This window comes from Myxococcales bacterium, assembly GCA_016712525.1.
In the GTDB taxonomy this organism is placed as follows: Bacteria; Myxococcota_A; Polyangia; order Polyangiales; family Polyangiaceae; genus JAAFHV01.
In genome coordinates, this window is record JADJQX010000008.1 from 435,149 (window position 1) to 460,367 (window position 25,219).

Below are 25,219 nucleotides of genomic sequence, written 5' to 3' on the forward strand. Positions count from 1 at the left end.
GGCTCGCGTGAAACGTCGTCGCAGGTCAGGTGAACGCCGCGTGAACGGGCGCCCCAGGGGCCGACTATGCCTTTGATTTCAAAGGACAAAATGCGAAAGGGGCGCCCTGTTTCGAGCGCCGCCTTCGGGGTGTCCGGAGCCGTACCCGCTATTTCTGGGGCACGATGTTCCGCTTCTGGAGGAGATCGGCGAGGGTGCCGAACTTCGCCTCGCGCTTCACCTGCGCGCGGTACTGCTGGTACGCGTTGCGCTCGGTGTCCTCGTTCATGGCGCGAATCGAGAGCTTGAGCTCACCGCGCTTCGGGTCGATCTCGACGATCTTGGCGTCGAGCTCCTTGCCCACGGGGAACTCCTTGCGGAGGTCGGTGCCGCGGGGGGTGCCCGTCGCGCCGGCCGTGATGAAGCCGCGCGCGTGCCGCCCGGTGGCGCCGAGAACACGCACGGTGAGCCCCGCCGCTTCGGCCGCCACGATCTGGACCTTGACGGTGCGATGCGGCGCGATCTTCTGAGGCGCCTCGCCCGCCGCGTCTCCCGAGGGGGCCGGGTGGAGCGCGATGCGGTGCGAGCCGGGCTCGACGTGAGCGACGACCACCTCGATCGCGTCGCCCTCTTTGAGCACCTCGTTCGGGTGGTTGATGCGCTTCACCGAGAGATCGCCGACCTGGATGAGGCCGTCGACCCCGGGCTCGAGCTCGATGAAGGCGCCGAAAGGCTTGAGGCGCGCGACCTTGCCGGTGTGCCTCGTGCCGACCGCGAACTTCTCGGCCACGGCGGCCCACGGGTCGTCGATCGTCGCGCGACGGGAGAGCCAAATCTTCTGCTTCTCGTCGACGCGGAGGATCTTCACCTTCACGGTCTCGCCGACCTTGAAGACGTCCTTCGGCTGATCGGCGCGGTTGTGGCTCATCTCGCTGAGCGGGACGAGGCCCTCGACGCCGCCGATGTCGACGAAGGCGCCGAACGACACCACCGTGCGGACCACGCCGTCGACCGTCTTTCCGATCTCGATCGACTTGAGCGCCTCTTCGCGCCGCTCCTTCGACTCGCTCTCGAGCATGGCCCGACGCGACAGCACGACGTCGCGGCCGCGCTTGCCGTACTGGGTCACGGCGAAGCCGAGCCGCTTTCCGACGAGCGGGTGGAGGTCGGCGCCGAGGCGCAGGTCCATGTGCGAGCCCGGGGCGAACGCGCGGAGGCCGTCGACGTCGACCTCGACGCCGCCCTTGATGACGCCCGTCACGATCCCGAAGACCATGGTCTTGTCGCGGAACGCAGCGGCGACGAGGGGCTTCGCGCGGCGAAGACGCTTCGGGTGGTGCGTGAGCACGACCAAGCCGCCGCGGCCGCCGTCGTTGTGCACGACGCCGACGAACGGAGCGCCCGGTTCGAGGATGACCCGCGGGAGCTGCACGGCCGCTTCTTCGGTCTTCTTCGCCGGAGCTTCGGCGGCAGCGGCAGCGGGAGCCTCAGCGGCCGCAGGAGCCTCGGCGGCCACGGGAGCCTCGGCCGCGGCCTCCACGCCTTCGGCCGGAGCCTCGGCGGATTCGGTCGCGGGAGAGCCGGGGGAGACCTCGGTCACGGGCACGGGCTCGCCCGCAGGCGCGGCGCTCGTGTCCTTGGCGTCGTCGTCGTCGTCGGCCGCGAGATCGGCCTTGGCGTCTTCCTCGGAGATGAGGAGCTCGCGAAGATCGAAGAGGGCCGTGCCCTTGCCCGAGAGGTCGACGAAGAGCACATCTTCGGTGATCTCGAGCACCTTGCCGAACACCACGTCACCGAGGGCGAACGCGGGGCGCTCCTTCTCGGGCTTCGGGGCCTTCTTGGGCTTGGCCGGACGAGCGGCCTTCTCACCTTCGGCGCCTTCGGCCGACGCGCCCTCGACGGGCTGGCCTTCGCCCTCGGCACCTTCGGCCGACACGCCGGCTTCGCCCTCGGGGCGCGCGCCGGGCTTCTTCTTGCGGCGACGACGACGACGCTTCTTTTTCTCGCCACCCTCGGTCCCGGAGGCTTCTGCGGTCGCGCCCTCACCTTCGCCCTCTGCGCCGTCGTCGTCGCCGGCCCCTTCGGGCGCGGCACCGAGCGGCGTGGTAGGCGCCTCGGACGAGACGGCCGATGGCGCTTCGTTCGACGCGGAGGCCTCGGGGGCTTTCGGCGCGTCGACCGAGACGGCTTCGGGGGAGGTGTTCGGGGTTTCGGGAGTCTCCGGTGTGCTCATGGCTTTGCCCGATCGGGGGGGCCGACCATAGCCCATTTCTTCGCGCATCAAAGCCGATTTGGGCCCCGCACGAAGAAACCGGGCCTCGCGCCCCTCACGGCACGGCTCTCGGATGTCCCGCCCTCCGCCCCGCGAGCCCCCTCCGCGGTGCGGCTCGGGCGCACGACGTCCGCGCGAGCGACGATCGGAGCAGGGCCGTCGTAGAGAAGCCCCACGCCTCCAACGAATCCAAATAAACCAATAAGAACGGTTACTTCGCGAGCGCGTCGTACGCGAGCCCGTGGAACGCGAGGCGGTTCTGGTAGTAGAACAAGAGGCGCGTATCGTGCAGAACGAGCGACTCTCCACGAGGCGAGAGGACCTCCTCCACGTGGTACCCCGCGAAGGCGCGCAGGGCGTCCTCGAGCACACCGTCGGCGTCGCGGTTTCGGAGGCCGGGCGCGGCCACGATCTTGTTCTTCGACTCGAGCTCTCGCACCTCGGCGAGCACCCGAGCGACCTCGTTCGCGAGCTCGGCCCGGGGCATGCGCACGTCGTCCTTGGAGCGCAGCATGGCGAAGAGATCACCCTTGCCGACGTGCCGCCGTAGGCTCCCGAAGGCCGCGGCCGCGACGACGTGGGTCGCCATCACCACGGTCTCCTTCTTGAAGCCACGCACGATCGCCTCGCCGAGCTCGCGGGTGTACTCGACGTCTCGCTTCGCGTCGCGGCCGCGCGAGCCGTCTTTGCGCTGGAGGAGAGACTCGGCGTCCACGTGCCGGCCGCGCGCGTCGTGCGAGCGCCCCTCTTCGTCGACGAGGTTGCCGAAACAATCGAGGGGCTCGCCGAAGCGCACGACACACGCGCCGTCGAGCCCAAGGAACTTCTGCGAGAAGGCGGCGACACGCCCCACCCGCGTCGACTCGTCGTCCTCGATGATGTAGCGGGCCTTGCCTTCTTCCTGGAGGAAGTCGTCGATGAGGGTCTCGGCCTCGAGCGTGAGCAGGTAGTTGATGGTGGCCGGGACGAAGAACACCTTGCGGGGTCGCCCCGCTTCGACCGTGCGGGCGAAGGCCTCGAGGCCCGTACCCGCGAGACCGAGCTTCAGCTTTCGCTCGACCCCGCCGGAGCGAGACCGCGTGCCTCCCGGGAAGAACAGGCTGTGGTACCCGCGCTCGATGAGGACGCACGAGTACGCCTTCAGCACGTCCTTGTAGAGCGCGTGGCGGAGCCTTCGGTCGACGCGGTAGGCGCCGAGGTTGTGCATGAAGTAGCTCAGCACCGGGTTCGTGAAGAGGTTCTTGCCGGCGCCGTAGGTGGCGGGAGGAAGCCCCGAGCGCTCGAGCGCGAACCCGAACACGACCGAGTCGAGGTTCGAGAGGTGCGTGGGCACGTAGACCACGGTGCCGATCTCGGCCAGCCGACGCACGTGCTCGCGCGGCCCTTGCACGACGATGCGGCCGTCGAGCGCCGTGAGATCCAGCGACTGCGGCAGGTTCTTCATCATCGATCGCGGAGACATGAGCGCCCCGAGGAGGGGAGCCATGGCGCGCGAGGCGAACTGGTAGACGCGGGGGTCGAAGTTGCCCGCCACGTCCCAGGCGTACACCTTCGCGTACTTCGACACGGTCTCCCGGAGCTCGGCCTCGGACATGCGCCCGAGCGACGAGGCGAGGTGACGCCACTCCGCGAGCTCCGCCCCCCCCGACGAGGCGAGCCTCCGAACCTCGAGGTACGCCGCATCCGACAGCGTGTAGAGCGGGTCCTTGGTGGACGCCCCCACGCGCGACACGACCTCCTCGACGATGCTGCTCCGCGCCTCGTTGAAGCGGAAAATGGGGGCGGCGCTGTCGCGCACGGATACGGACCTTTCGAAGAGGCGCTCGAGGGGCACGCGCCGATGACACCAAGGGCGGTCGCTCGAGGCAAGCGGAAGCGCGACTATACGTACTCGTACACAAAGAACCGCGTGCCCGAAGCCGATCCGTCCGCGAGGCTCGTGCGTAGCCCGAATGACGCGGGAACCACGCGACCTTCGGCGCCATGCGCGGAGAAAATGCGTTAGGATCCTCCCGTCGAGCTCCCCTCCCCTGGCCCAACCACCCCGACCATGAGCGACGCCCCCGATTCCGATGCGCCCGACGAGCTGTGGGCCGAGGTGTCGAGCCTCCTCTTCGCGGCCCGCCACCCGCGGATCGAGGGGCTCGTGCTCGAGATGCAGCCCCCGCCGGTCGTCGACGCCTTCCACGCGGCCCGAGAGACGGCCGCGGCGGTGGGGCTCGCGCTTCCCCCCGAAGCTCCTCCCCCCGCCCTCCGGGAGCGCATTCTCGCCACGTTGGCCGAAAAACGCCGAGGGCCACGCCAGGCGCTCCTCGTGCTCGACATGCTCGTCGATCACCTCGCCCCGGGCGGCGCCCTCGAGGTGCCCCGCGCCCGCGACATCGTGCCCGCCCTCGCGAAGCGCATCGACGAGGCGCGCGCCTCGGGCATCCCCGTCATCTACGTCGTCGACGAGCACTCCGCCGACGATCCCGATCTCGCGATGTGGGGCACCCACAACGTCGCCGGAACGGGCGGGAGCGACGTGTGGCCCGCGATCGCGCCCCACGAAGGGGACACGGTGGTGAAAAAGCCTACCTACAGCGCCTTCTTCGAGTCCTCGCTCGACTCGGTGCTCGAGGGCCTCGCGGTCGACACGCTCGTCCTGACGGGCTGCCTCACCGAGATCGGCATCAAAGCGACGGCGATCGACGCGCTCCAACGGGGCTACGCGATCGACGTCCCCCCCGATGCGCAGGCCGGTGCGGCCGAGCCCCTCGAGCAGGGCACGTTGGCCTCCCTCCGCATGATGGCCCCCTATGGTCCGGCGCGGCGGGCGCGGCTCGCGAGGCTCGGCGCTACGGCTCCGCACGCGCCCTGAACGCCAGCGTTCACAGCGCCGCGCCGAAGCCGAACGTCGCCGCGACGAAGAGCTGCGGCCCTCTCCCGATGGGCACGTAGCTCGGCTCGAGCTCCGCGAAAATGCGAAAGCGCGACGCGCCCATGCCGTGCGACACACCTCCGACGAGGCCGAGCCCGGACCTGTGATCGAGCCCACGCGACGAGTCCCCGAGGAGCGACGCGCCCGGGTGGTCGCGCCACGTCTCGGCCTTCGCGTAATGGATATGGACGAGGCGAAGCCCGCCGTACGGCCTTAGCCCCCAGGTGTCCGTGCGTTCGACCCGCAAGCCGAGCGCCAGCCGAATCCAGATGTTGTTGGGCTCGGTGTCTCGCGCCGCAGAGAGCCCGGCCGCGCCGAGGAGCTCGAGGGCGAAGAGCCTCCCCAAAGGGAACGTGGCGCCGAGCTCACCGCCGATCGCGGGTACGGCGCCGGCCCCCGTGTCGAGCACCGAGATCCCGGCCGTTCCCGCGTAGATCGTGAGCGCCCGTGGGCGTGCGGCCGCGGGGGGAGCGTCGGCTTCGACGGCCCACGCGAGGCGCGGAGCCAGGGCCACGAAGAAGAGGGCGAGCGCGGCGAGCGACGAGCGTGCGACGAGGCGGTCCATGAGCCGTGGGTGGACCCACGCGCCACGGATTATGAGTACGCTCTTGCTCGAGGTGACCTTTGGGGTTCTGGCAGCGACGCCGTCGAAAGAAGATCGTGACGCGAGACCTCTCCCGCGACGAGCTCTCCGCGATCGTGCGGGCCGTGCACCTTTGGCCCGTCCTGCCCGAGCCCGACCGGAAGAGGCTCGTCGACGACGTCAAAGTCTTCCTCGCCGAGAAGACCTTCGAAGGCGCCCAAGACCTCGAAATTACCGATGAAATACGCACGACCGTGGCCGCCGCTGCGTGCCTCTTGGTCGTGCGACGCCCGCCCGAGCGCGCGGACGATCTCTACCCCGATCTCGAGACGATCGTGATCTACCCGCATCCGTTCGTGGTCACGGCGAGCGTGAGGCTCGGAGCCGTGACCCTCGAGGGCACCCAGGTGAGGAGCGGCGAGTCGTGGTCACGGGGGCTCGTCGTGCTCGCGTGGGACGAGGTCGCGCGGGACGTGAGGGTGCGAGGCTCGGGCCACAACGTGGTGCTCCACGAGCTGTCGCACCAGCTCGACGCCGAGGACGGAGACGTCGACGGCGTGCCGCTCCTCGGCTCGCGCGGCGCCTACACGCGCTTCGTGTCCGTGCTCGACGCGGAGCGTGCCTGGCTTGAGGGGAGGCTCGCGCGCGGCCTCTCGGTCGACATCGACGCGTACGGAGCCCAGAGCCCAGCCGAGCTCTTCGCGGTGACGACCGAGGCCTTCTTCGAGCGGAGCGTGCCCCTCGCGCGGCGCCACCCCGAGCTCTACGAGGCGCTCGTGTCCGCCTACGGAATCGACCCCGCGGCGCTCCTCGAGGGGCGTCAGGAGCGGCTCGGCGACGGAGACCACGAAGCGTGACGGGACGACGCGACGAGTGGCCTCAGGCGCCCTCGAGCGCCTCGTGCACCTCGACCGCCACCATGTCGGAGAGCTTCTCGTAGAGCTCGTGCCCCTCGTCGGCCGTCGCCAGGCTCGGCGCGCCCGTGTAGGCGTCGGGCATGCCGATCTCGCGGAACGTGGATTTTCCCTCGCGGATGCCGTCGGCGAGGCTCACGGTCAACGTGGGGAGGCTCGTGTAAGATGCACGCACCTCGCCCCCCGCGGCGAGCACGAGGGACGTCTCGTAGCGCCCGGCGTGGCAGTCTCCGCGCTTGAACTCGTCCGACAGCGTACGCCCCCACCTCCGCGTGAGCGGGCACGCCACCGACACACGCCCCTTCGGATGGAGCGCCGCCGCCGCGCGAACGGCCGCGTCGTGTGCCGGCTCGAGGTGGTTGTTCACGAAGCACACGTGCGCGAAACCCTCGCGCAAAAAACGCCCGGAGAGATCCGCGAGCAGGCTCGTGAGCACCTCGGCCGAGAGCCCGATCGCCCCCGCGAAGCCACCGGCGTAGTCCGTCACGCCGTACGGAACGCTCGGCGCCACGACGGCGACGATCCCCTTCGCGGCGAGCTTCGCGACGGCGCGACGCGCTGCCTCTTCGGAGATGCGCGTGTCCGTGTCGAGCGCGAGGTGAGGCCCGTGCGGCTCGCAGCTCCCCGTCGGGACGAGCGCCGCGACCGGTCCGGCGCGGAGCATTCCCGAGAGCTCCTCCGTGGTGAGCGTGGCGAGCCTCACGACGGCGACCTCTCCGTCTCGGGGAGCGGGGGCAGGCTCGGGCGCTCGCGTAGGGCCTTCTTGTCGACCTTGCCGCGATCGTTTTTGGGCAGGTCGTCCACGAACTCGATGACCCTCGGGTACTTGTGCTTCGACAGGATCGCGCGCACGTGGTCTTGGAGCTCGGCCTCCACGACGTCGTGCGCGCGGGTCTCGCCGGAGCGGAGCACGACGAACGCCTTCGGCTTCACGAGGCCCTCGTCCGTGATGCCCACGACGGCCGCGGCCTGCACCGCGGGGTGGCGCATGAGGCACTCCTCGACCTCGAGCGGCGCGACCCACTGCCCGCCCACCTTGAGCAGATCGTCGGCCCTACCTGCAAAGTACACGTAGCCGTCGGCGTCGATCGAGAAGAGGTCGCCGGTGCGGCACCAGTGACCATGGAACGTGCGGAAGCTCCGGTCCCGATCGAGCCAGTACCCGTGGCTCACGCTGTCGCCCTTCACCCAAAGCACGCCGATCTCGCCCGGAGCGCAGGGCACGGCCCCGGCCCCCTCCGCATCCTCCGGGAGCACGCGGATCTCGTAACCCTCGACCACCCGCCCGAGCGAGCCCGGGCGCACGTCGCCGGGCCGGTTCGAGGCGTAGATGTGGAACATCTCCGCCGACCCGATGCCGTCGTACACGTCGCTCGAGAACCTGTCGTTCCACCTCCGGAGGAGCGCCTCGGGCAAGGCCTCGCCGGCCGACAGGGAGAAGCGCACGCTCGAGAGATCGAGGCCCGGCCTCCCGGCGGCGCGCTCGGACTCGTCGTGGTCGAGGAGCTTGCCGAGCATGGTCGGGACGTTCGTCACCACGGTGGGCTCGTACCGCTCGAGGGCCGCGATGAGGCTCTCGGGCGTGGGCCGCTCGGTGAAGAGCCCGACGGTGGCCCCCACGGCGAACGGGAAGAAGAGGTTCGTGCCCGTGGCGTACCCGAAGAAGAGGCGCGGCACCGACACGGTCACGTCGCTCGCCTGGTACTTCACGGTCCGCTTCGCGTACATCTCGGTCGAGTAGGCGAAGTCGCGGTGGGAGTGCACGTTCGCCTTGGGCTCCCCGGTCGAGCCGCTCGTGAAGAGCCACATCGCGGGCTCGTCGCGGTGCGTGGGGATGGGCTCGAGCGCGGGCGTCACGTCCGCGATGGCGCGCGCAAAATCGAAGAATTTCGGATGCTTGGGTACATCGCAAGGGGCCTCCGGGTCGGCCCCCGTCGGCACGTCGGGCACGACGAACACCACCTGGAGCTCGCGGCCGAGCGTCGGGAACTCGTCGGCCACGTGCTGGGCGATCGACGGCGTGGTGATGACGCACGTCGCGCGGGTGTAGCCGATGAGGTAGTCGATCGACTCGACGGGCGCGTGCGGGTTGCCCATGGCCACCACGGCCCCACGGTGGAAGGTCCCGAAGATGGCCCACGCGAACGGAGGCATGTCCGGCAGCACGATGAGCACACGCTCGCCGCGACGGACGCCGTGTCTTCGCAGCGCCTCGGCCACGTGCCGCGCGCGGTGAGCCACGAGCTCGTAGGTGTAGGCGCGCTCCCCGAACCGGAGCGCCACCTTGGCCCCGAGGCCCTCGGCGATCCGCTCGAAGAGAAAGTAGCTGGCGAGGTTCAGGTCGTCGTCGAAGCGCATCGGGCGAGAGTCTTACTCAAAGACCCGCCGCTTGGGCACCCGACCTTCGAGCATCTTAGGACGCTCTGCGTCAGGTCACTTGAAGCCCTTCGGAGGGAGCGCGCGCAGGAACGTGACGAGCCCGTCCATCTCGGTGGGCGTCGTGGTCCACTGGTGCTTGACGCCCCCCGGGATCATGATGGGCTGCCCGTTGAGGATGCCCGTGGAGATGATGACGGCGACGTCCTCGTCGGAGACGGACGCGAGCGACGCCGGGGAGTGGTCGACCCCCGCCGCGCCCGCGTGGCACGTGGTGCACGCAGGCTCCGACTTCGGCGCGTAGCCCGACTTGTAGCGCGTATCGCCGGCCGTGTAGCGCGTCGGGGCGTAGCTCGTCACGGTGAGCGTGCTCGACACCTTCTTGCCGCCCACCTCGGCCGAAATCGTGAATGTTCCCGCTTTCTTGGCCGTCACCAAGAAGTAGCGCCCGTCGTCCCCTTGGGGGTTCTCGAGGGCCGCCGCGACGATGTCGACTGCGGTCGGATCCGACGCCGTGAGCTTCGTGTCGGGGCCCGCCCCGTAGACGGCGAACGGGACCTTGAAGACCCGCGTGCCGTCGAACCCGGTGAACGACGCGGCCGGGTCCATTCGGAGCTCGGGGGTGGCGTCCGGGACGGGGCTCGTGCCCGTGTCGTTGATGGTGCTCGTGTCCCCCGTGCTGCCGCCGTCGGTCGGGGTGACGCCTCCGTCGGTCGCGCCGGGGTCCGAGGAGCACGCCCCGAGCGGCGTCATGGCCACGAAGGCCGCGGCGGCGAGGGCGAACGAGGGAACGGCGAAGCGAAAGGACGAGGAGGCCATCGGGCCGCACTCTAGCAAACCCACGGCTCCGAGCACGCCCGCGTCGCCGAAGGACGTGCCGTTCCGCCCGGGCTTCAGCTTTGGGATGCGAGCACACGAAGCGAGCCGCGGACCACGCCGTACCCCGCCTCCGTGCGCAGGGCGCGGACCACCTCGGGTGGCGAGAGCGTGCCGGCGACGAGCTCGCGGTAGGCCGAGACCACACGACGTACGTCGTCGGGCGTCTCGCGGACGAGCTCGATGCGGAACCGCCCGACCCCTTGTTTCACCAAGGTCGGGACGATGTCGGCCGCGCTCTGCGAGCGCTCGTGGAAGACCGTGTTCCGGCATCCGACGTCGGCGATCACCGGGTGGCTCATGCCGGCCCGGTCACGGAGCGCCACGGCGTGCCGCTCGCACGGTCTCCCGCACGTCCTGTGGTCCCGCCCCTCGGAGAGCAGGTGGGCGAACACGCAGTGCTCGGTGTGGAAGAGCGGCATCGGATGGTGCACGACCACCTCGGCCCGCGCGGCCAGGTCTCCGCGCAGGAGCGACACGACCTGGGCCGCGTCCGAGTCGAACGAGGGAGTGAAGGCTCGGAGACCGCGCGAGAGCAGGTACCGCGCCGTGACCGCGTTCGTGACGTTGAGCGAGAAGTCGCCGATGCGCAGGCTCGTGTCGAGGGGACCGTCATGAAGCGCGCCGAGCCCACGAACGAGCGTGACCGACGGCTCGAGCGACGCGAGGTACCGGTCGATCTTCTCTTCGCCCGGTTTGCGAATGCGCGGCGGCGCGACCCCCACGACCTCGTGGCCTTCGGCGCGGAGCGCGCGGAGCGCCACGCCCACGCCTTGGAGCTCCAGAAAATCGAGGTACACCCCGGTCGCTCCGGCGAGGAAGGCCGCGCGCGCCTGCGGCAAATCACGCGCGAGCACGAAGAGCCCCGGCGGCACGGCGGGGGGCAGCTCCACGGCTCCGAACGCGCCGAGGTCGACGTCATGGACCACGTGCGCGCGTGACCCGAGAGCACGCGTGAGCTCGTCGACGAGCGCTCGCCGCGCGCGGTTCATCGACGACGGAGGCACGAGGGTCCGCTCCGGGACGCGCAGCTCGATCGCGTCGAGGAAGAAGGGTGTATCTTTCAGCTTTCCGAGCTTGTCGCGGACGACCGCCTCGGCGAGGGGCCTCTCGGCGGGCGCGAGCGGCAAATCTCCCTGGACCGAGACCTCGAGCCCCGAGGCGACGCGCGCGGTGAACGTAGGGAGCTCTCCGTGATTTCCCGACACGGTTACGGAGAACCCGAGCCTCGCCGGCTCACGCTCGAACGCCTTGCGCGCCTCGGCGGCCGCGACCGGGTCCGACGTCTTCCAGACGCGCCCCCCCGGCTCGGGAGGTACGAAGGTCTTGTCCGGGCCGAGCCAGACGCTCACGCGCTCCGAAGGCTCCGCCACCTCGACGTCGACACCGCCCCGGAAGATGGACCACACGCGCCCACCGACCTCGCCTTCGCCGGCCTTTTTTCCCTCGAACAGCACGCCGTCGCCGCGACGGAGCGGCGCCTCGAGCTGGACGTCGACGGTGCGGCGCGCGCCCGGCCTCGAGGGCGTGGGCCCCACCGTACCGAGGAAGAGCCCACGATGGTCGCACGTCTTTCCATCCACGAGCCGCTGGTGGTCCGTGCCCTTCAAGAAGCCCGGCCCCGAGCCGCGCGTGTACGCCTGGAGCGCCACGGCGCGGTCCTCGTCGCCCGGGGGCGGGGCGTCTCCGGCCGACGCGAGCGCCGCTTTTTTGTAGAGCCGCGTGGTCGACGCCACGTACTCGGGCCCCTTGAGCCGCCCCTCGATCTTGAGCGAGCGAACCCCCGCGCTCGCGAGCTCGGGCACGAGCGCCGAGGCCTCGAGATCCTCGGGCGAGAGGAGATAGGCCATGCCACCGAGCGGCCTCACGTCGCCATCGACGACGAGATCGTACGGGAGCCTGCAGGCCTGCGCGCACGCCCCTCGGTTCGCGCTGCGACCGCCGATGGCCTCGCTCGTCAAACACTGCCCGGAGTACGCGACGCACAGCGCGCCGTGCACGAACACCTCGAGCTCGGCCCGCGTACCTTCGGAGATCACGCGGACGTCGTCGATCGACAGCTCGCGCGCGAGCACGACGCGCACCGCACCGAGCTCCTCGGCGAAGCGCACGCTGGAGGCGTCGGTGCACGTCATCTGGGTCGACGCGTGCACGGCCAGCGTGGGAGCCACGGCCTTCGCCAGGAGCGCCACGGCCGGATCTTGCACGATGATGGCGTCCGCGCCGGCCCTCGCGACCGCCGAGATCGCCGCGACGACGGCGGGGAGCTCGTGCTCGAAGACGAGCGTATTCAGTGCAACATACACCTTGGTTCCCCGCTCGTGGGCGAACCGCACGGCCGACACGAGATCGTCCTCGGTGAAGTTCGTCGCCCGAGCGCGCGCGTTGAACGACGAGAGGCCGAGGTAGACGGCGTCGGCCCCGGAGAGCACCGCCGCCTCGAGCGCGTCCCTGTCGCCCGCGGGGGCGAGGACCTCAGGCCGGAGCGCCATGCGCCCCCTCGGCGACGAAGCCCGCTGGGCCATCGTTCGTCGGGAAATGGAGCATGTCGGAGGGCGCCGCGTGCACGCCGATCCGACCGAAGAGCGTCACGTACGCGAGCCAACCGAGCGGCGGTCTCGGCGGCTCGATGCCACCGGAGAGGACGTCCTCCGCGGCCGCGCCGAAGAGGTCGATCAACATGCCCGCGAACACGCGGCCGGAAGCGGCGTTCGCGTGGCGCGGCGCGCTCGTGTACCCGGGGAAAGGGCGGAGCCCCATCCACGCCGCCCCCCGCGCCACGAGCGAGAGCTCCTTCGCCGCGCGCGAGAAGCCGAAGCCCTCGACGAGGCGAAGCGCCGCCGACACGACCCTCGGGGGCGCGAAGGGCGGACAGTCCGGCACTTCTGTGTAGAAGGCACGGACCGACTCGGGCGCGTAGTGGAGCGCGAGGCTCGTCTCGAAGAAGCCCGCGTGAAAGTCGTCTTCCATGCCCGCGGCGAGGCGCGCCCGAAGGTGCTCGTCGGCGACCGGCTCGTACGCGCGGGCGTACTTGCGAGGGTCGACGTCGACGAGCTCGTGGAGCAAGAGGCTCATGGGCGAGAACGCCACGATGCCGTGCTCACGGAGCCACGACACGCCGGCCTCGAGGGCGGTCGTGTGGAGGGGGCTCCCGTGGAACGTCACGAAGACGACCTTGTGGGCGCCGAGCCGCCGGAGCTCGCGGCACGCCGACAGCACCTTCGCCTTCACGGCGTCGAAGGAGACGGGCACGCTGCCGGGCCCGGACGCCGGCTCGACGCCGACGTCGAGGTCCCGCGTGGGCAAGAAGGGAAAGAGGCCGTCGTCCCGTTCGCCGGAGCGCGCGCGGAGGAACGCGTGGAGATCCTTCGCGAGCCCCATCGACACGAGGTGGTCGTTCCGGAGCGAGAGGTGCGGCCCGTGGTACTCGATAGGGTTCACGAGGACGAACGCCGGCACCCCACGCGCGAGGGCGGCCGAGGCGAACGAGTCGTCGTCGAAGAGCTTCACCCGAGAGACCTTAGTCAAAAAGCGTCGCCTCGTCCTGCCCACGGCACCCGGACGGAGGAAATGAGACGCAAAAAACCCCGGAAGATCGGGATCTTCCAGGGTCTTCGGCCCGCGCGTGAGGCGCTTCAGTTGTTCGGGGCGCCGGCGTTGATCCAGCCCTGTACCGTGGCGAGCTCGGCCGCATTGAACGGGGTGCCGTTCTGCGGCATGCGGCCGCCACACGTGGTGCCCGAGAGCTTCTGGAAGAGCTTGCTCATCGCCGCGTTGTTCCGGACGACACGCTGGGTGCCCCCGCCGCAGGTGGTCGGGTTCGAGGCGTTGGCCACGCCGACGAGGTTCGTGTAGGCCATGGCCTGGTTCTGCATCGAGAGGCCTCCCGAGCCGTTGTTCCGGAGGTGGCACGCGTTGCCGCAGCGACCGCCGCCGCTGAAGAGGGCATAGACCTGCGTGAACGTCGGCGCGACTGCACCGTCCGAGGCGTCGCCCCCGCCGCCATCGGTGGGCGTGCTCGAGTCGGGGGTGGCGGAGTCGGGGACGCTGCTGTCGGGCAGCGGGTTCGTGCCCGTGCCGGTCGGAGTGGGCGTCGTGCTCGTCGAAGTCGACGTGGTGGTGCCCGTCGGGCTCGTCCCTGCGTCGTCGGTCGTCGTGCCCGTGTCGTCCGAGCACGCCGCGAAGGCGACGCCGAGACCGATGAATGCCGCTCCAATGCCAAGTCCACGAAGAATCATGTGCGTCCTCCTCCAGGTGCCGGCCGCGCGCCATCGCGCTGCGACGCACGGTTCGTATACGCAAGCCGAGGGCAAAGCGCACGGTTTTCGGCACAAATTCGCGGAGAACGCAAGCGTTGCTGGTACAGCGCCGTACCGGTCACGACCGATCCGGGCCCGGCCCCCTCAACGCGCATACTCAGCCGTTTTCGCCAAGCCGACGGCTCATGGTCGTTTCCGAAAAAAAGTTGGAGACAACCCGAGCGAGGGGAGGTAAAGGAATGCGCGTTCGGCCGTGGTCACCACCACGGAAGAGCCTTCCCGGGGTTGTAGCTCAGCTGGGAGAGCGCATCCATGGCATGGATGAGGTCAGGGGTTCGATCCCCCTCAACTCCACGAAAACCCGAGTGTGACTCCGAGAGCCGCCCCCTTCGAGCGGCTCTCTCTCGTTTTGTGCTTCTTTCACGCGGGACACCTCGGAGCTACGCGAGGCGGTCCCGGCAGCCGCTCGCGCGGGGAGCCTGACGACGATTCGTCGTCCCCCTCGTTCTTACCCCAGCGCTCGCCGGGCGCTCAGACGACCATGTAGCGATAGAGGCGATTGTCGCGGCCGAGCTCGGCCACGAGCGCGAAGACCACGTCGCCGAAGGCGTCCCCCTCGGCGAGGCGGGCGCGGCGGTACGTCGGGTCCGAGAAGAGGGTGTCTTGCTCCTCTTTCGACCGCGAGGTCCGCTCCAGAAAATCGACGTAGCGCGCGCGGAGGTCGTGAACGAGACCCGAGACGCGCGCCTCTTCCGAGAAGTCTCGCGCGACCTTTCCGAGCCGCGCCATCGGCGAGAGGCCCACGATCTCCCTCATGTCGTCGAGGCCGACGTGCCCCGTGCGGCGCGCGCACGCGAGCAGCGAGACGAGGACCGAGTAGCAGGTCATGCAGCGGCTGAAGCGGAGCTTGTAGCTCCGGAGCCGAAGGTCGGCCTTGAGGCGCTCCGCCGAGAGCTCGAGGCGCTTCTCGGTGTTCTTCGACTCGTAGTTGAGGAGCAAGATGCGCCAGTAGCGGACCACGTCGTTCACGAGGACGATCGGCAGGTAGTCCTGCGGGTGGAACTCGGCGTTCTTCCAGTAGGCGGCGATCACGTCGTCGACCACGGCCCGGTAGGCGGTCTCTCCCGCGACGGCCTCGCTCTCGAGGAGGAGCAGCATGCGCGCCGTGAACGTGTTCTCCGCGTCGTCCTCGGGCTTGCCGATGTTCGCGACGAGGCGCTCGGCCGTGTGCATGCGCAAGAACTCGCCGTCCCGCGAGGGCGGAGGAAACCCCACCTCGCGGAGGGTCCGCACGATCGCGGCCTGGATCTCGACGGCGTCGAGCGTCCGCGCCGGCCTACCCCTGCGGACGAGGAACACGTCGAGATCGCTGAAGGGCGAGAGCTCCCCCCTGCCGGCCGAGCCGGTCGCGTAGAGCGTCGTGTGGTCAGAGAGCAGCACCTCCGAGCGCTCGAGGTTCGCCGCGAAGCCTTCGCGGAACGTGGCGAGGCGCGTTTGGGACCGCGCCGCGCGGGCCGAGAGATCGTCGTCGACGTTCGTCATGGGAGGGCTCCGTCGTGGGCCGCGAAGAGCCGAGCGATGAGCTCGGCGAGCGAGCGAGCGTCGTCGAGGGCGGCGTGCGTGTGGGGCAACGAGGGGCGAAGGTGCGAGGGGAGCTTGCCCCTCCCCGCCTCGCCGATCGGGACCTCGGTCCGGAGCGCCACGGCGGTCTTCACGCAGAAGCCTCGCGAGTACGAAAAAGGGGACATTTTCGCGAATTCGTAGAAATAGTAAGTCAAAAACGACCAGTCGAAGCCGAGGGGGTAGGCGCAGAGCACGGGGGTCGTCTCGCCGGCCTCGGCCGCGACCCACGCCGCGAGCGCGGTCATCGCCTCTCTCGGGTCGCGCCCCTCGGCCGCGAGCCGTTCGCGCGACAGCCCCGAAACCCGTAGAGCCTCGGGGTCGAACCTGTCCGAGATGGGACGGAGCTCGACCGCGAACGACCGCTCGGGGCCCGTCGCGGGCCGGAACGAACGCCCGTCGAACGTACCCGCGACGACGAGGCCGAGCGACAGCATCGAGAACGATCCAGGGACGGGGCCGTCGGTTTCGACGTCGGCGGCGAAGAAGGTGTCGACCATCGGGCGCCAGGGTCTCCTACCGTGGGCGGGCCCCGACGAGAAGCCCCGGGCCGCCCGGGCGCCGATTTCCCCGCGCGGCTCGACCTTTCGAAACCCAGGTGGTGCACGCTTCGTGTCCTCGGGTACGTTTCGAGGGCTCGCCCATGTTGCCCCACTCCCTCGAAGAGACCGTACGGGTCGTGTCGATCGCCCCGCACGTGCGAAAGACCTTCGAGCTACTGCCGGAGCCCGTCCGTCTCGACGCCCACCTCCCGAAGGAGCGTACGCCCCGAGCCCACGTCGCGACCCAGCTCGTGAAGCTCGGGTTGCTCGGGTGCGGCGTCCGCCTCGGCGACGTCACCGTCTCGGGCGAGGGCCGCGCGACGATCGTGCTCTCGCGAGGCGGAAAGAGCATCTCGCTCGCGGACGACGTGGATCCCGCCGACGTACGCGCGCTCGTGCCTTGGATCCTCGGTGGGCTCTTCGACGCACGCGACACGGCCCACGTGCTCGAGCGCCTCGCGTTCCAGTCGTCGGCCTTGGCTACCCTGCGCACGCTCACGAGCGCCATGCTGTCGGCCGGAGATCCCGACACGGCGCTCACCTTGTTCTTGGCCGGGGTCACGTCCGGGCACGGCCTCGGTCTTCATCGCGCCGTCCTCTTCGCGCGGGACGCCGACGGTACGCTCCGTGGGACCCACGCGGTGGGACCCGACGACGAGGCCGAGGCGCACCGCGTGTGGGAGGCCCTCGAGATCGAGGACGTGGGCCTCGATCGGCTCGTCGAGGACATCGCCCGTGGGGCGTACGACCGCCGCCTCGAGACGCGCGCGCGAGGCATCGTGCTGCCTGAGTCGGGCGAGGTGTCCGCGCTGCTCGCAGGCGACGGCCCCGCGCGCTACACGCGCCCGCCCGAGAGCCCTGCGCTCGCCCTCCTCGGCGGCCGAGGGGGGTTCGTGCTCGCCCCGCTCCGCACGCGCGACGGGGTCGTCGGGGTGGTCTACGCCGACAACCTCTTCCCCGGAGCGCGGATCTCCGACGACGCCTTCGCGACGCTTCCTCTCTACGTCGGGCAGACCATGCTCGTGTGGGAGAACCTCGCGCTCTTCGCCAGGGTCGACGCCCTCTCTCGCGTCGACCCGCTCACGGGGCTCGCGAACCGCCGGGAGCTCGACGTGCGCTTCGAGGCCGAACGATCTCGGGCCGAGCGGCGCGGCTCCTCCCTCTCGCTGCTCGTGCTCGACGTCGACCACTTCAAGCGTGTGAACGACGAGCGCGGTCACGCCGAGGGCGACACGCTCCTCCGCGCGCTCGGAGAGATCCTCCGAGGCTCGAGCCGGCCGCACGACGTGGCCGCGCGCTACGGCGGCGACGAGCTCGTGTTGCTCCTCCCGGACTGCGGCCCCGAGGAGGCCGCAGCCGCCGCAGGCCGCATCGGTAAACTTGCGAAAGAAAAGGGTATTTCCCTGAGCATCGGAGGCGCGAGCTTCCCCTCGGGCGACGCCCCGCAGGCCACCGATCTCTTCCGCTCCGCCGACTCCGAGCTCTACCGCGCCAAGCGGAGCGGCCGAGGGCTCGCCTTCGTCGCGGGCGCGCGGGTCACGTACGACTAGGACGGCCGCGCGGCGCCCGCGGGACGAGCCGTGACTAGCAGCCCGTTGATTTTCTCCCGTCCCCCGTCGGGGACTTCCAAGGGTCGTCGGCCCGTCGCCGCCGCATCCCTACCGCCTTCGTTGCGATCCTGCGGTGCCTCCCCCGTCGGGGACTTCCAAGGGTCGTGCTCTCCTACAAACGACCCTTGGGAGTCCCTGACGAGGGAGTAGGCTCCGGGCGCTCCTCGGAACGCGCCTCGGCGGGTCGGGCGCGGACGTCGAACGGCCTCGGTCCCCCGTCGGGGACTTCCAAGGGTCGTCCGAAAATCAACAGGCTGCTAGCCCACCTTGATGCCGAGGCGCTTCATCATCTTCTGGAGCCCGAACCGCGACAACCCGAGGTCTTGGGCGGCGCGCGACTGGTTTCCGGCCGACACGCGGAGCGCCTCGCGGACGAGCTCGGCCTCGAGGGCGTCGACCTTGTCGCGGAGGGTACGCCCCTCGGGCCCCTGCCCCGCGCCGAGGGAGATCTCGGTCGAGAGCTCGCTCGTGTCGATGCGCTCGTCGGCCAGGACCAAGGCCCGCCGGATCTCGTTCTCGAGCTGACGGACGTTGCCGGGCCACCCGTACGCGACGAGCTTCGCCATGGCCGCGCGCGTGACCGTGACGGGCCTCGTGCCGCCGTACTTCGCCAAGAAATACGCGACGAGCTCGGGGATGTCGCTCGCGCGTTCCCGCAGGCTCGGCACCGTCAGCGTGACCACGTTCAGGCGGTAGTAGAGGTCCTCGCGGAACGCTCCGGCGCGCACCATCGCCGCGAGATCGCGGTGGGTCGCGCCGAGCACACGCACGTCGACCTTGCGGCCGCGCTCCCCCCCCAAAGGTCGCACCTCGCCGTCTTGGAGCACGCGGAGGAGCTTCACCTGCATCGCCGGCGACATCTCGCCGATCTCGTCGAGGAAGAGCGTGCCCTTGTGGGCGAGCTCGAAGAGGCCGACGCGGGTCGCGCTCGCTCCCGTGAACGCGCCGCGCACGTGCCCGAACAGGGTCGACTCGAGGAGAGGCTCGGGCACGCTCGCGCAGTTCTCGCTCACGAAGAGCTTGTCTCTTCGGGGTCCGCGCTCGTGGATGGCCCGGGCGACGAGCTCCTTGCCCGTACCGGACTCGCCCAGCACGAGCACGGGGACGTCGCTCGCGGCGACGCGGTCGGCCACACGCAGGACCTCGAGGAGCCGAGGCGCGCGCCCCACGATCCCCGAGAACGAGTGGGTCTCTTCGCCGAGCCGCGCGCGCACGTGGGTAAGCTCGGCCGACACACGACCGAGGCTCTCACGCGCTCGCTCGGCGGCGCGCTGCTCGCGCCGGAGCGCGCGGCGCAAGAGGACCTTGTCGCGTGCGTCCGAGATGGCCATCGCGGCCTGCGTCGACAGGAGCCTCACCCACGAGAGCTCGCGCGGTCCGAACGCGCCGCGCTTCACGCGATCGTCGAGGTACACCACCCCGAGCACCTCGCCCCGCGCCACGAGGGGCACGGCGAGCACGCTGCGGAGGCCGAGCGCATGCACCGACGCGTAGGCGTCCCCGTGGGTCTGGAACGCGTCGAGGGCCACGATGGCCTCCCCGGTCTCGAAGGCCCGCCGCGCGAGCGTCGTCGAGACGCGGAGCTTGTCCCCCTCGAGGTCCTTTTTTTCGAGGTTCCGAGCCGCGCGCGGGAGGAGCTTTCCGTTCGGCGCGCGCAGGAGCAAGAGCCCCCGCTCGACCCCGGTCCACAGCACGAGCGCGTCGAGCACCTGTTCGAGCAGGGGCCGCAGCCGCTCCCGTGAGGCGAGCGTCCGCACGATGCCCTCGAGCTGCGCGATCTGGGCCGGGAGAAGCTCCGACGGGGCGGCCGGCGTGCCCTCGATCGCACCGGCTGGCGCCGTGAGCCAGTGCCCGTCGGGCACGTTGGCCACGAGCTCGGGGCGCACCTCGCACCACTTTTTCACACGTCCTACGACCTCACGGAGCGCCACGTCGAGCGTTCGCGCGGAGGTCTCGTCACCGAGCTCGCGCGCGAGAGTGCGGCCGGCCGCGAGGGCAGGCCCCGACGCGCTGACGGCCACGTTCGGCCGCAACGTCGCGAGCTCGACGAGGGCCGCCAAGACCTCGCGAGCCGACCTCGCGCCGTCTCCGACCACCTCGGGCCGAGCCCGCGCGCGCGCCCCCCAATAGTCCCACGCGGCGGCCGACGGCTCACGGAGCGCCTTCGCGTCGCACGCGGCCATGCGGGAGGGTGACACGGTCTCTCGCGCGAACACGAGGAGCCGAGCAGTCGCCGACAGGTCGGGCTCGGCGACGGGCGAGAGCCCCGCGAGCAGCGTGTCGGCGCGTCGCGCGGCGTCGGCGGCCTGGCTCGCGTCGCGCGCGACCTCCGCGAGCCCGAGGAGCGCATAGGCCTCCGCGCGCGAGTCGGAGGCCGAGGCCGCGAGGGCGACGGCTTCGCGCGCCGCAGCCTCGCCTTCGCGAACCGCGCCCACGAGGCCGTACGCGGCCGACATCGACAGAAACGCGCGCGCCGCTCGGCCGGGCTGCCCGAGCCGCTCCCAGAGGAGCGCGGCGCGTGTGGCCTCCGCGAGGGCCGTGGGCACGTCGCCGACGTCCGTCGCGGCCGCGGCCATTCCGGTGGCGTAGCTCGCCTCGTCGACGATGGCCCCCTCGCGGGTCGCGTGCACCCGCGCGCGCTGGAACGCAGCACGCGCCCGCTCGGGCTCCCCCGCGGCGTGTGCGATCATTCCGCTCACGTTCTCGAGGCGCCCGACGAGCCCCCCGTCGGTGCACTCCGCGATCGCCGCTTCGAGCGCAGAGAGCGCCGGGAGCACGCGGCCGGCGTCCCCCTGGCAGACCCACGTGTACGCGACGAGCCCCCGCACCTCGGCGACGTAGGGGTCGAGCGGACGGAGCCCTTCGACGAGCGCCGCGGCCTCGTCGAGCTCACCGCGGTCCCACGCGATCCGGGCCCGAACCGCGCGCGCACGCGATCGGAGCTCTGTGGCTCCACCCGGGTGCGAGCCCTCGACGACCTTCGCGAGCCCCGTGGCTTCGTCCGGATCTCCGCGCCTTCGCGCCACTTCGGCCGCGACCACGCACGCCTCGGCGACGTCCCGCGACGACGCCTCGCCGGAAGCCTTCGCGGCCTCGATCGCCTCGCCCGTGGGCCCCGTGCGGAGCGTCGCGAAGGCCTCGCCCACGGCCCCGTCCCGCACGAGACGTTCGGCGTACGCCACGACCGACACGAGCGGCAGCGCAGCCCCACGCGCGAGCGCGGCCTCGACGCCACGCATCGCGCCACGCAGCGCCTCACGCGACCTCGGCTCGAAGAGGACACGGAGCAACGCTTGGCCCTCGAGCGGGGCCTCCTCGATCGGGTGCACGCGCGCGGGGGCGTCGAAGGTGAGGTCGCGGGCGGTGAGAGCACGCAGGTCCCCGAGCTCCCGAGCGCGTGCGACGAGGAGGCGCGCGAGCCCTCCCTCGTGTGCCCCCTCCGGCAGCGAAAACTGCGCCGCGTGCGGCCCGACGAGCCGCACGAGCCACCGCCGCAGCTCGAGGGGCACGAGGGCGCGGACGGGCGGGACCTCGGCCGTGACGCCGATGGCGGCCAGCCGCTCGCTCGCCTGCGACAAGTACGTACGTGTAGGCTCCTCGATGCCCTCGTCGAGCACCATGCCCAGACCGAGGCCTCGAGCCCGCTCGGGCGAGACCGCGATCGCGGCCCGCGCCACGCGACGGAGAAGGTCCTCGTCACGCGGCTCCTCACGCGGGAGACCGAGCAGCGCGCTCGCACGATCGGCGACCCACGCAGGCGAAGGACGCGCCGTCGGCAGGCGCGCCATGAGCGCCTCGGCCCACGCGCGGCAGGCATCGGCGCGAGGGCAGGCCCCGGGCAAAACACCCTCGACCAGCTCGCTCAGGATCACCCCGAGGGCGTACGAGTCCGCTTCGGGGAGGGCGAGCGCGGGACGGCCGGCGCCCATGGCCGCGAGGAGCTCGGGGGCGGCAAAATGCCTCGTCGCGCCGCGCGACTCTTCGGTGGCTCTCGCCGCGAACCCATAGTCGACCAGCGACGCGCCGCGCCCGTCGGGGCTGTCGCGTGTGGCAAGCCCCGAGACCACCACGTTGTCGGGTTTGACGTCACCGTGGCAGAACCCGAGCGCGTGGAGCTCGGCGAGGGCCCGCCCGACACCGTGGGCCACGACGAGCGCGAGCTCTTGCGCCGAAAAGGTCCAGTCACGCACGGCATCGCCGAGCGGTCGGCCCTCTGCCCATGTGAGCGCGACCCATCGGGCCGGAGGCCCTCCCGGAGCCCCCCCGAGGACCTCCGCCGCGGCCTCTCCGGAGGCGACCACCCTCGGGCCGTACGCGAGATCGAGCCGCGCGAGCAGCTCGGCCTCACGCCAAGCGGCCTCGTGGTCGACCCGCTTCACCGCCAAAAGCGCACCTCGTGCCGTGCGACCTCGGAAGACCGTCGCGCTCGAGCCCTGACCGACGAGGGCCTCGAGCTCGACCGGCCCGAGACGCGTTGTCAACGTAGATGCCACAGGAACACCGCCCAGCACCTCGGTATTTCAAGGTCCGTACGTGCACCTGTCAACCAAGTTTATAGCAGCCTCACCCGAGGCCCCACGGGGCGAGGTGACGCGCGGCCTCGGCGAGCACGCGCGGCAAGCTCTCGGCGAGCTCGTGACCGTCGTCGACCTCCACGAGGCGCACGTTCGGCCGGCCGCGAGCAAACGCTCGGGAGCGCTCGACCGGCACGACCTCGTCCCGGAGGCCGTGGACGATCAAGGTCGGGACCCGAACGTCGGGCAAGACCTCAGGATCGTGCGCGGCGAGGTCGAGGTAGAAGCCGTAGTCGACCGTGGCCTTGGTGCCCGAGACGTAGTCGTCCACCTCGAGCGCGCCCGTGGTCTCCCACGTCGAGAGCCCCTCACGCCCCAGGCGGGCCTCCCACAAGGTACGCAGTCCGAACGCGGGCGCGAGCAGCACGAGGGCCCCGACACGCGCATCCCGCTCGGCGACGCGGCACGCGGTGAGCCCACCGAGGCTCGAGCCGACGAGGACCACCCGTTCGGCCGGGCCCCCGATGCGGGCCACGGTGTGCTCGATCATGGCGGAAAGTCGGAGGCGCTCGAAGCTCGGACGGCGAAGGTCGAGCCGCTCGAGAGAGGCGTCGTGGTCGCGAGCGAAGTCTTTGAAAGCCATAGCTTTTTTGGACATGGGCCCGGAGCCGAAGCCGTGGAGATAGAGGATCTTGGGTGCGAGGGCGGGCATGCCCCGAGGAGACCACGAAAAAAGCCCCTCGGCGAAGCCACGGGCGCGCCTCTGCCCCTCGGGACCGCGGAGGCCATTGCCAGGGTGCCGCGCCCCTCGCTAGACTCTGCCTGCCCGCGGGCTCCGAGGAATTTCCCTCGGCCTTCCGCGGTCGTGGTCCCCTCAACGTCGCGCATAGGAACGAAGCCCGACCCCATGTGGAAGCTTGTCATCGAAGACGACGAGGGAAAGCGCACGGTCGTGCCGCTCTCGCGGGACGAGTACACGCTCGGCCGTCGCGAGGGGAACACGATCCGCCTCACCGAGCGCAACATCTCCCGGGATCACGCGAAGGTTCGCCGTAAGCCCGGCGCCAAAGAGACGTACGTCCTCGAGGACGCGCAGAGCTACAACGGCGTCCACGTGAACGGCCTTCGGGTCGCCGAGCCGATCGAGCTCCAGCACGGTGACCTCATCCAGGTGGGCGACTACCGCATCGTCTTCCAAGACGACAGCATGACCGAGGCCACGGCGCCGTACGTGCCCGTGTCCGAGGTCGAGGCCACCAAGAAGACGCTCCCCATGGCGAACGCGTTCCGCGGCTCGCTGCTCATGGAGCGCCCCACGCGGCTCGTCATGCTCGTCGGCCCGACGCCCGGGGTCGAGTTCCCGATCGAGACCGAGCTCACCACGGTAGGCCGCAGCGAAGAGTGCACGGTGTCGATCGACCACAACTCGGTCTCGCGCGTGCACTGCGAGATCCACGCGCTCGGCGAGGGCCGCTACGAGATCGTCGACAAGGGCTCGTCGAACGGAGTGCGCGTGAACGGCGCCGATCTGCGGCGCGGCATCATCGAGGCCGGTGACTTGATCGAGCTCGGCGACGTGCGCTTCAAGTTCGTCGGCGCGGGCCAGGTGTTCATCCCGGGCGCAAACGAGAGCCAGCAGCTCACGGCCATCAGCGATCGTCAGGTCGAGCTCGCCGATCGTCGCCCCAAGCCCGCCAAAGGTAGCGTCGTTCCCTACATGATGCTCGGCGCGGTCGTGGCCGCGCTGCTCGTCGGGGGCGGGTACTACGCGCTCGCGCGAAACGGGAACGGCCCGCCCGCGGGTGGCACCACCGGAGACGCGATCGTCGACTACGAGAAGGGCAAGCTCGACGAGGCCGTGGCCGTGTGCGCCAAGGGGGCGACCCTCCCCGCGTGCGACGAAGCCTACGGGAGCGCGCGCGGGCAGATCCGCGAGGCCTCGCCGATCCGCACCTCGACCGACTACCGCACGTTCGAGGCCAAGTGGGCCGAGGGGCTCATCCAGCGCGCGCAGGCCACGGCCGACGTCGCCGCGAAGAACGCGCTCCTCCAGCGCGTCGAGGCCACGACGTCGCTCGACGCGGCGATCCGCGCGAAGGCCACGGCGCTCATCGTGCACGCCGAAAAACCCGAGACCCCGCCGCCACCGGCCACGGAGACGGCCGCCACGGCGAGCGCACCCACCGGAGCGCACGCGACGGCACCCACGGCTCCTGTCGTGGTGGTCACGCCGCCCCCTCCCGAGACCACCGCCCACCCGACGGTCGCCCCACCGCAGCCCACGGCCCCGACCGCGCCGCCCCCGAGCGTCACCGCCGCCCCCACGGCCAAGCCGTCGGCCACGGCCAAGCCCGAGAAGCCGGTGAGCCCCCTCGAGGCGGCCATCAAGGACGCCAACTGGGCCCAGGTGAAGAGCATCCTGCTTCCGCGCATGAGCTCGCTCGGGTGCGGAGATCTTCAGACGCTCAAGACGGCCTGCCGCGAGACGGGCGACGCTTGCGCCAAGGCGGCGGGTCAGCTCCGCGTCGACAAGGGCTGCACCCACTGAAGGGCAAAGCCCACCCAAGGCCCTGAATTCGTTCAGGTTCTTGGTGGGCTTGACGCCCGCCTCGCCGTGCGCCTCGAGGCTCGGCCGCGCATCGTCCAACCGATAGTCCGCGGTCCGAAGGGCGTGCTTCGATCGCCATGAACTTGGCGTTCGCGCCGAGCGCCGCGACGCTCTCCCTCGTGTGCGCGACGGATCCGGCCATTGGC

The 25,219-nt window shown here is 70.7% G+C and carries 17 protein-coding genes and 1 tRNA gene; 5 read left to right on the plus strand and 13 right to left on the minus strand.

Features of this window, described 5'->3' with window-relative positions; translation table 11 throughout:
• Positions 1–148: 148 nt before the first annotated feature.
• Complete coding sequence (locus IPK71_31260) at positions 149–2,212, minus strand: S1 RNA-binding domain-containing protein (protein MBK8218232.1); 2,064 nt, start codon at positions 2,210–2,212, stop codon at positions 149–151.
• A gap of 250 nt (positions 2,213–2,462) precedes the next feature.
• Positions 2,463–4,049: a 1-acyl-sn-glycerol-3-phosphate acyltransferase gene (locus IPK71_31265; GenBank protein ID MBK8218233.1), complete on the minus strand. Its 1,587-nt coding sequence runs from the start codon at positions 4,047–4,049 to the stop codon at positions 2,463–2,465.
• 252 nt (positions 4,050–4,301) lie between these two features.
• Between IPK71_31265 and IPK71_31270 the strand changes: the two genes are divergently transcribed.
• Positions 4,302–5,111, plus strand: coding sequence for a cysteine hydrolase (locus IPK71_31270; GenBank protein ID MBK8218234.1), 810 nt, complete (start codon positions 4,302–4,304; stop codon positions 5,109–5,111).
• A 10-nt stretch (positions 5,112–5,121) separates the two neighbouring features.
• On the opposite strand, the gene IPK71_31275 is transcribed toward IPK71_31270, so the two are convergent.
• Entirely contained in the window at positions 5,122–5,736 is a 615-nt protein-coding gene (locus tag IPK71_31275) for a hypothetical protein (GenBank protein MBK8218235.1), read from the minus strand.
• Positions 5,737–5,831: 95 nt separating this feature from the next.
• On the opposite strand from IPK71_31275, the gene IPK71_31280 reads away from it, so the two are divergent.
• Positions 5,832–6,611 (plus strand): zinc-dependent peptidase, encoded by a 780-nt coding sequence (locus IPK71_31280; GenBank protein ID MBK8218236.1) that lies wholly within the window; start codon positions 5,832–5,834, stop codon positions 6,609–6,611.
• A 22-nt stretch (positions 6,612–6,633) separates the two neighbouring features.
• On the opposite strand, the gene IPK71_31285 is transcribed toward IPK71_31280, so the two are convergent.
• The 6 genes from IPK71_31285 to IPK71_31310 all read right to left on the minus strand — a co-directional run bounded on the left by IPK71_31285 (position 6,634) and on the right by IPK71_31310 (position 14,158).
• Positions 6,634–7,332 (minus strand): creatininase family protein, encoded by a 699-nt coding sequence (locus IPK71_31285; protein MBK8218237.1) that lies wholly within the window; start codon positions 7,330–7,332, stop codon positions 6,634–6,636.
• A 35-nt stretch (positions 7,333–7,367) separates the two neighbouring features.
• Positions 7,368–9,026: a benzoate-CoA ligase family protein gene (locus IPK71_31290; protein MBK8218238.1), complete on the minus strand. Its 1,659-nt coding sequence runs from the start codon at positions 9,024–9,026 to the stop codon at positions 7,368–7,370.
• A 75-nt stretch (positions 9,027–9,101) separates the two neighbouring features.
• Positions 9,102–9,863: a hypothetical protein gene (locus IPK71_31295; GenBank protein ID MBK8218239.1), complete on the minus strand. Its 762-nt coding sequence runs from the start codon at positions 9,861–9,863 to the stop codon at positions 9,102–9,104.
• Positions 9,864–9,937: 74 nt separating this feature from the next.
• Positions 9,938–12,412: a U32 family peptidase gene (locus tag IPK71_31300; protein ID MBK8218240.1), complete on the minus strand. Its 2,475-nt coding sequence runs from the start codon at positions 12,410–12,412 to the stop codon at positions 9,938–9,940.
• Positions 12,396–13,430, minus strand: a complete 1,035-nt coding sequence (locus tag IPK71_31305; GenBank protein ID MBK8218241.1) for a creatininase family protein — start codon at positions 13,428–13,430, stop codon at positions 12,396–12,398. The genes IPK71_31300 and IPK71_31305 overlap by 17 nt, the downstream gene beginning before the upstream one ends.
• A 125-nt stretch (positions 13,431–13,555) precedes the next feature.
• Complete coding sequence (locus tag IPK71_31310) at positions 13,556–14,158, minus strand: hypothetical protein (protein ID MBK8218242.1); 603 nt, start codon at positions 14,156–14,158, stop codon at positions 13,556–13,558.
• Positions 14,159–14,460: 302 nt separating this feature from the next.
• Here IPK71_31310 and IPK71_31315 point away from each other — a divergent pair.
• Positions 14,461–14,533, plus strand: a tRNA-Ala gene (locus IPK71_31315).
• Between the two features lie 177 nt (positions 14,534–14,710).
• Here IPK71_31315 and IPK71_31320 read toward each other — a convergent pair.
• Together IPK71_31320 and IPK71_31325 are read right to left on the minus strand one after the other, a co-directional pair.
• Complete coding sequence (locus IPK71_31320) at positions 14,711–15,721, minus strand: hypothetical protein (GenBank protein MBK8218243.1); 1,011 nt, start codon at positions 15,719–15,721, stop codon at positions 14,711–14,713.
• Positions 15,718–16,299 (minus strand): 3'-5' exoribonuclease, encoded by a 582-nt coding sequence (locus IPK71_31325; protein MBK8218244.1) that lies wholly within the window; start codon positions 16,297–16,299, stop codon positions 15,718–15,720. The genes IPK71_31320 and IPK71_31325 overlap by 4 nt, the downstream gene beginning before the upstream one ends.
• Positions 16,300–16,442: 143 nt before the next feature.
• Here IPK71_31325 and IPK71_31330 point away from each other — a divergent pair, with 143 nt between their 5' ends.
• Complete coding sequence (locus IPK71_31330; GenBank protein ID MBK8218245.1) at positions 16,443–17,891, plus strand: GGDEF domain-containing protein; 1,449 nt, start codon at positions 16,443–16,445, stop codon at positions 17,889–17,891.
• A gap of 317 nt (positions 17,892–18,208) precedes the next feature.
• Here IPK71_31330 and IPK71_31335 read toward each other — a convergent pair whose 3' ends face one another.
• On the minus strand, positions 18,209–22,432 hold the full coding sequence (locus tag IPK71_31335) for a sigma 54-interacting transcriptional regulator (GenBank protein ID MBK8218246.1): 4,224 nt from the start codon (positions 22,430–22,432) through the stop codon (positions 18,209–18,211).
• Between the two features lie 82 nt (positions 22,433–22,514).
• On the minus strand, positions 22,515–23,177 hold the full coding sequence (locus IPK71_31340; GenBank protein ID MBK8218247.1) for an alpha/beta fold hydrolase: 663 nt from the start codon (positions 23,175–23,177) through the stop codon (positions 22,515–22,517).
• A 195-nt stretch (positions 23,178–23,372) separates the two neighbouring features.
• Here IPK71_31340 and IPK71_31345 point away from each other — a divergent pair, with 195 nt between their 5' ends.
• Positions 23,373–25,013 (plus strand): FHA domain-containing protein, encoded by a 1,641-nt coding sequence (locus IPK71_31345; GenBank protein ID MBK8218248.1) that lies wholly within the window; start codon positions 23,373–23,375, stop codon positions 25,011–25,013.
• Positions 25,014–25,219: the final 206 nt, after the last annotated feature.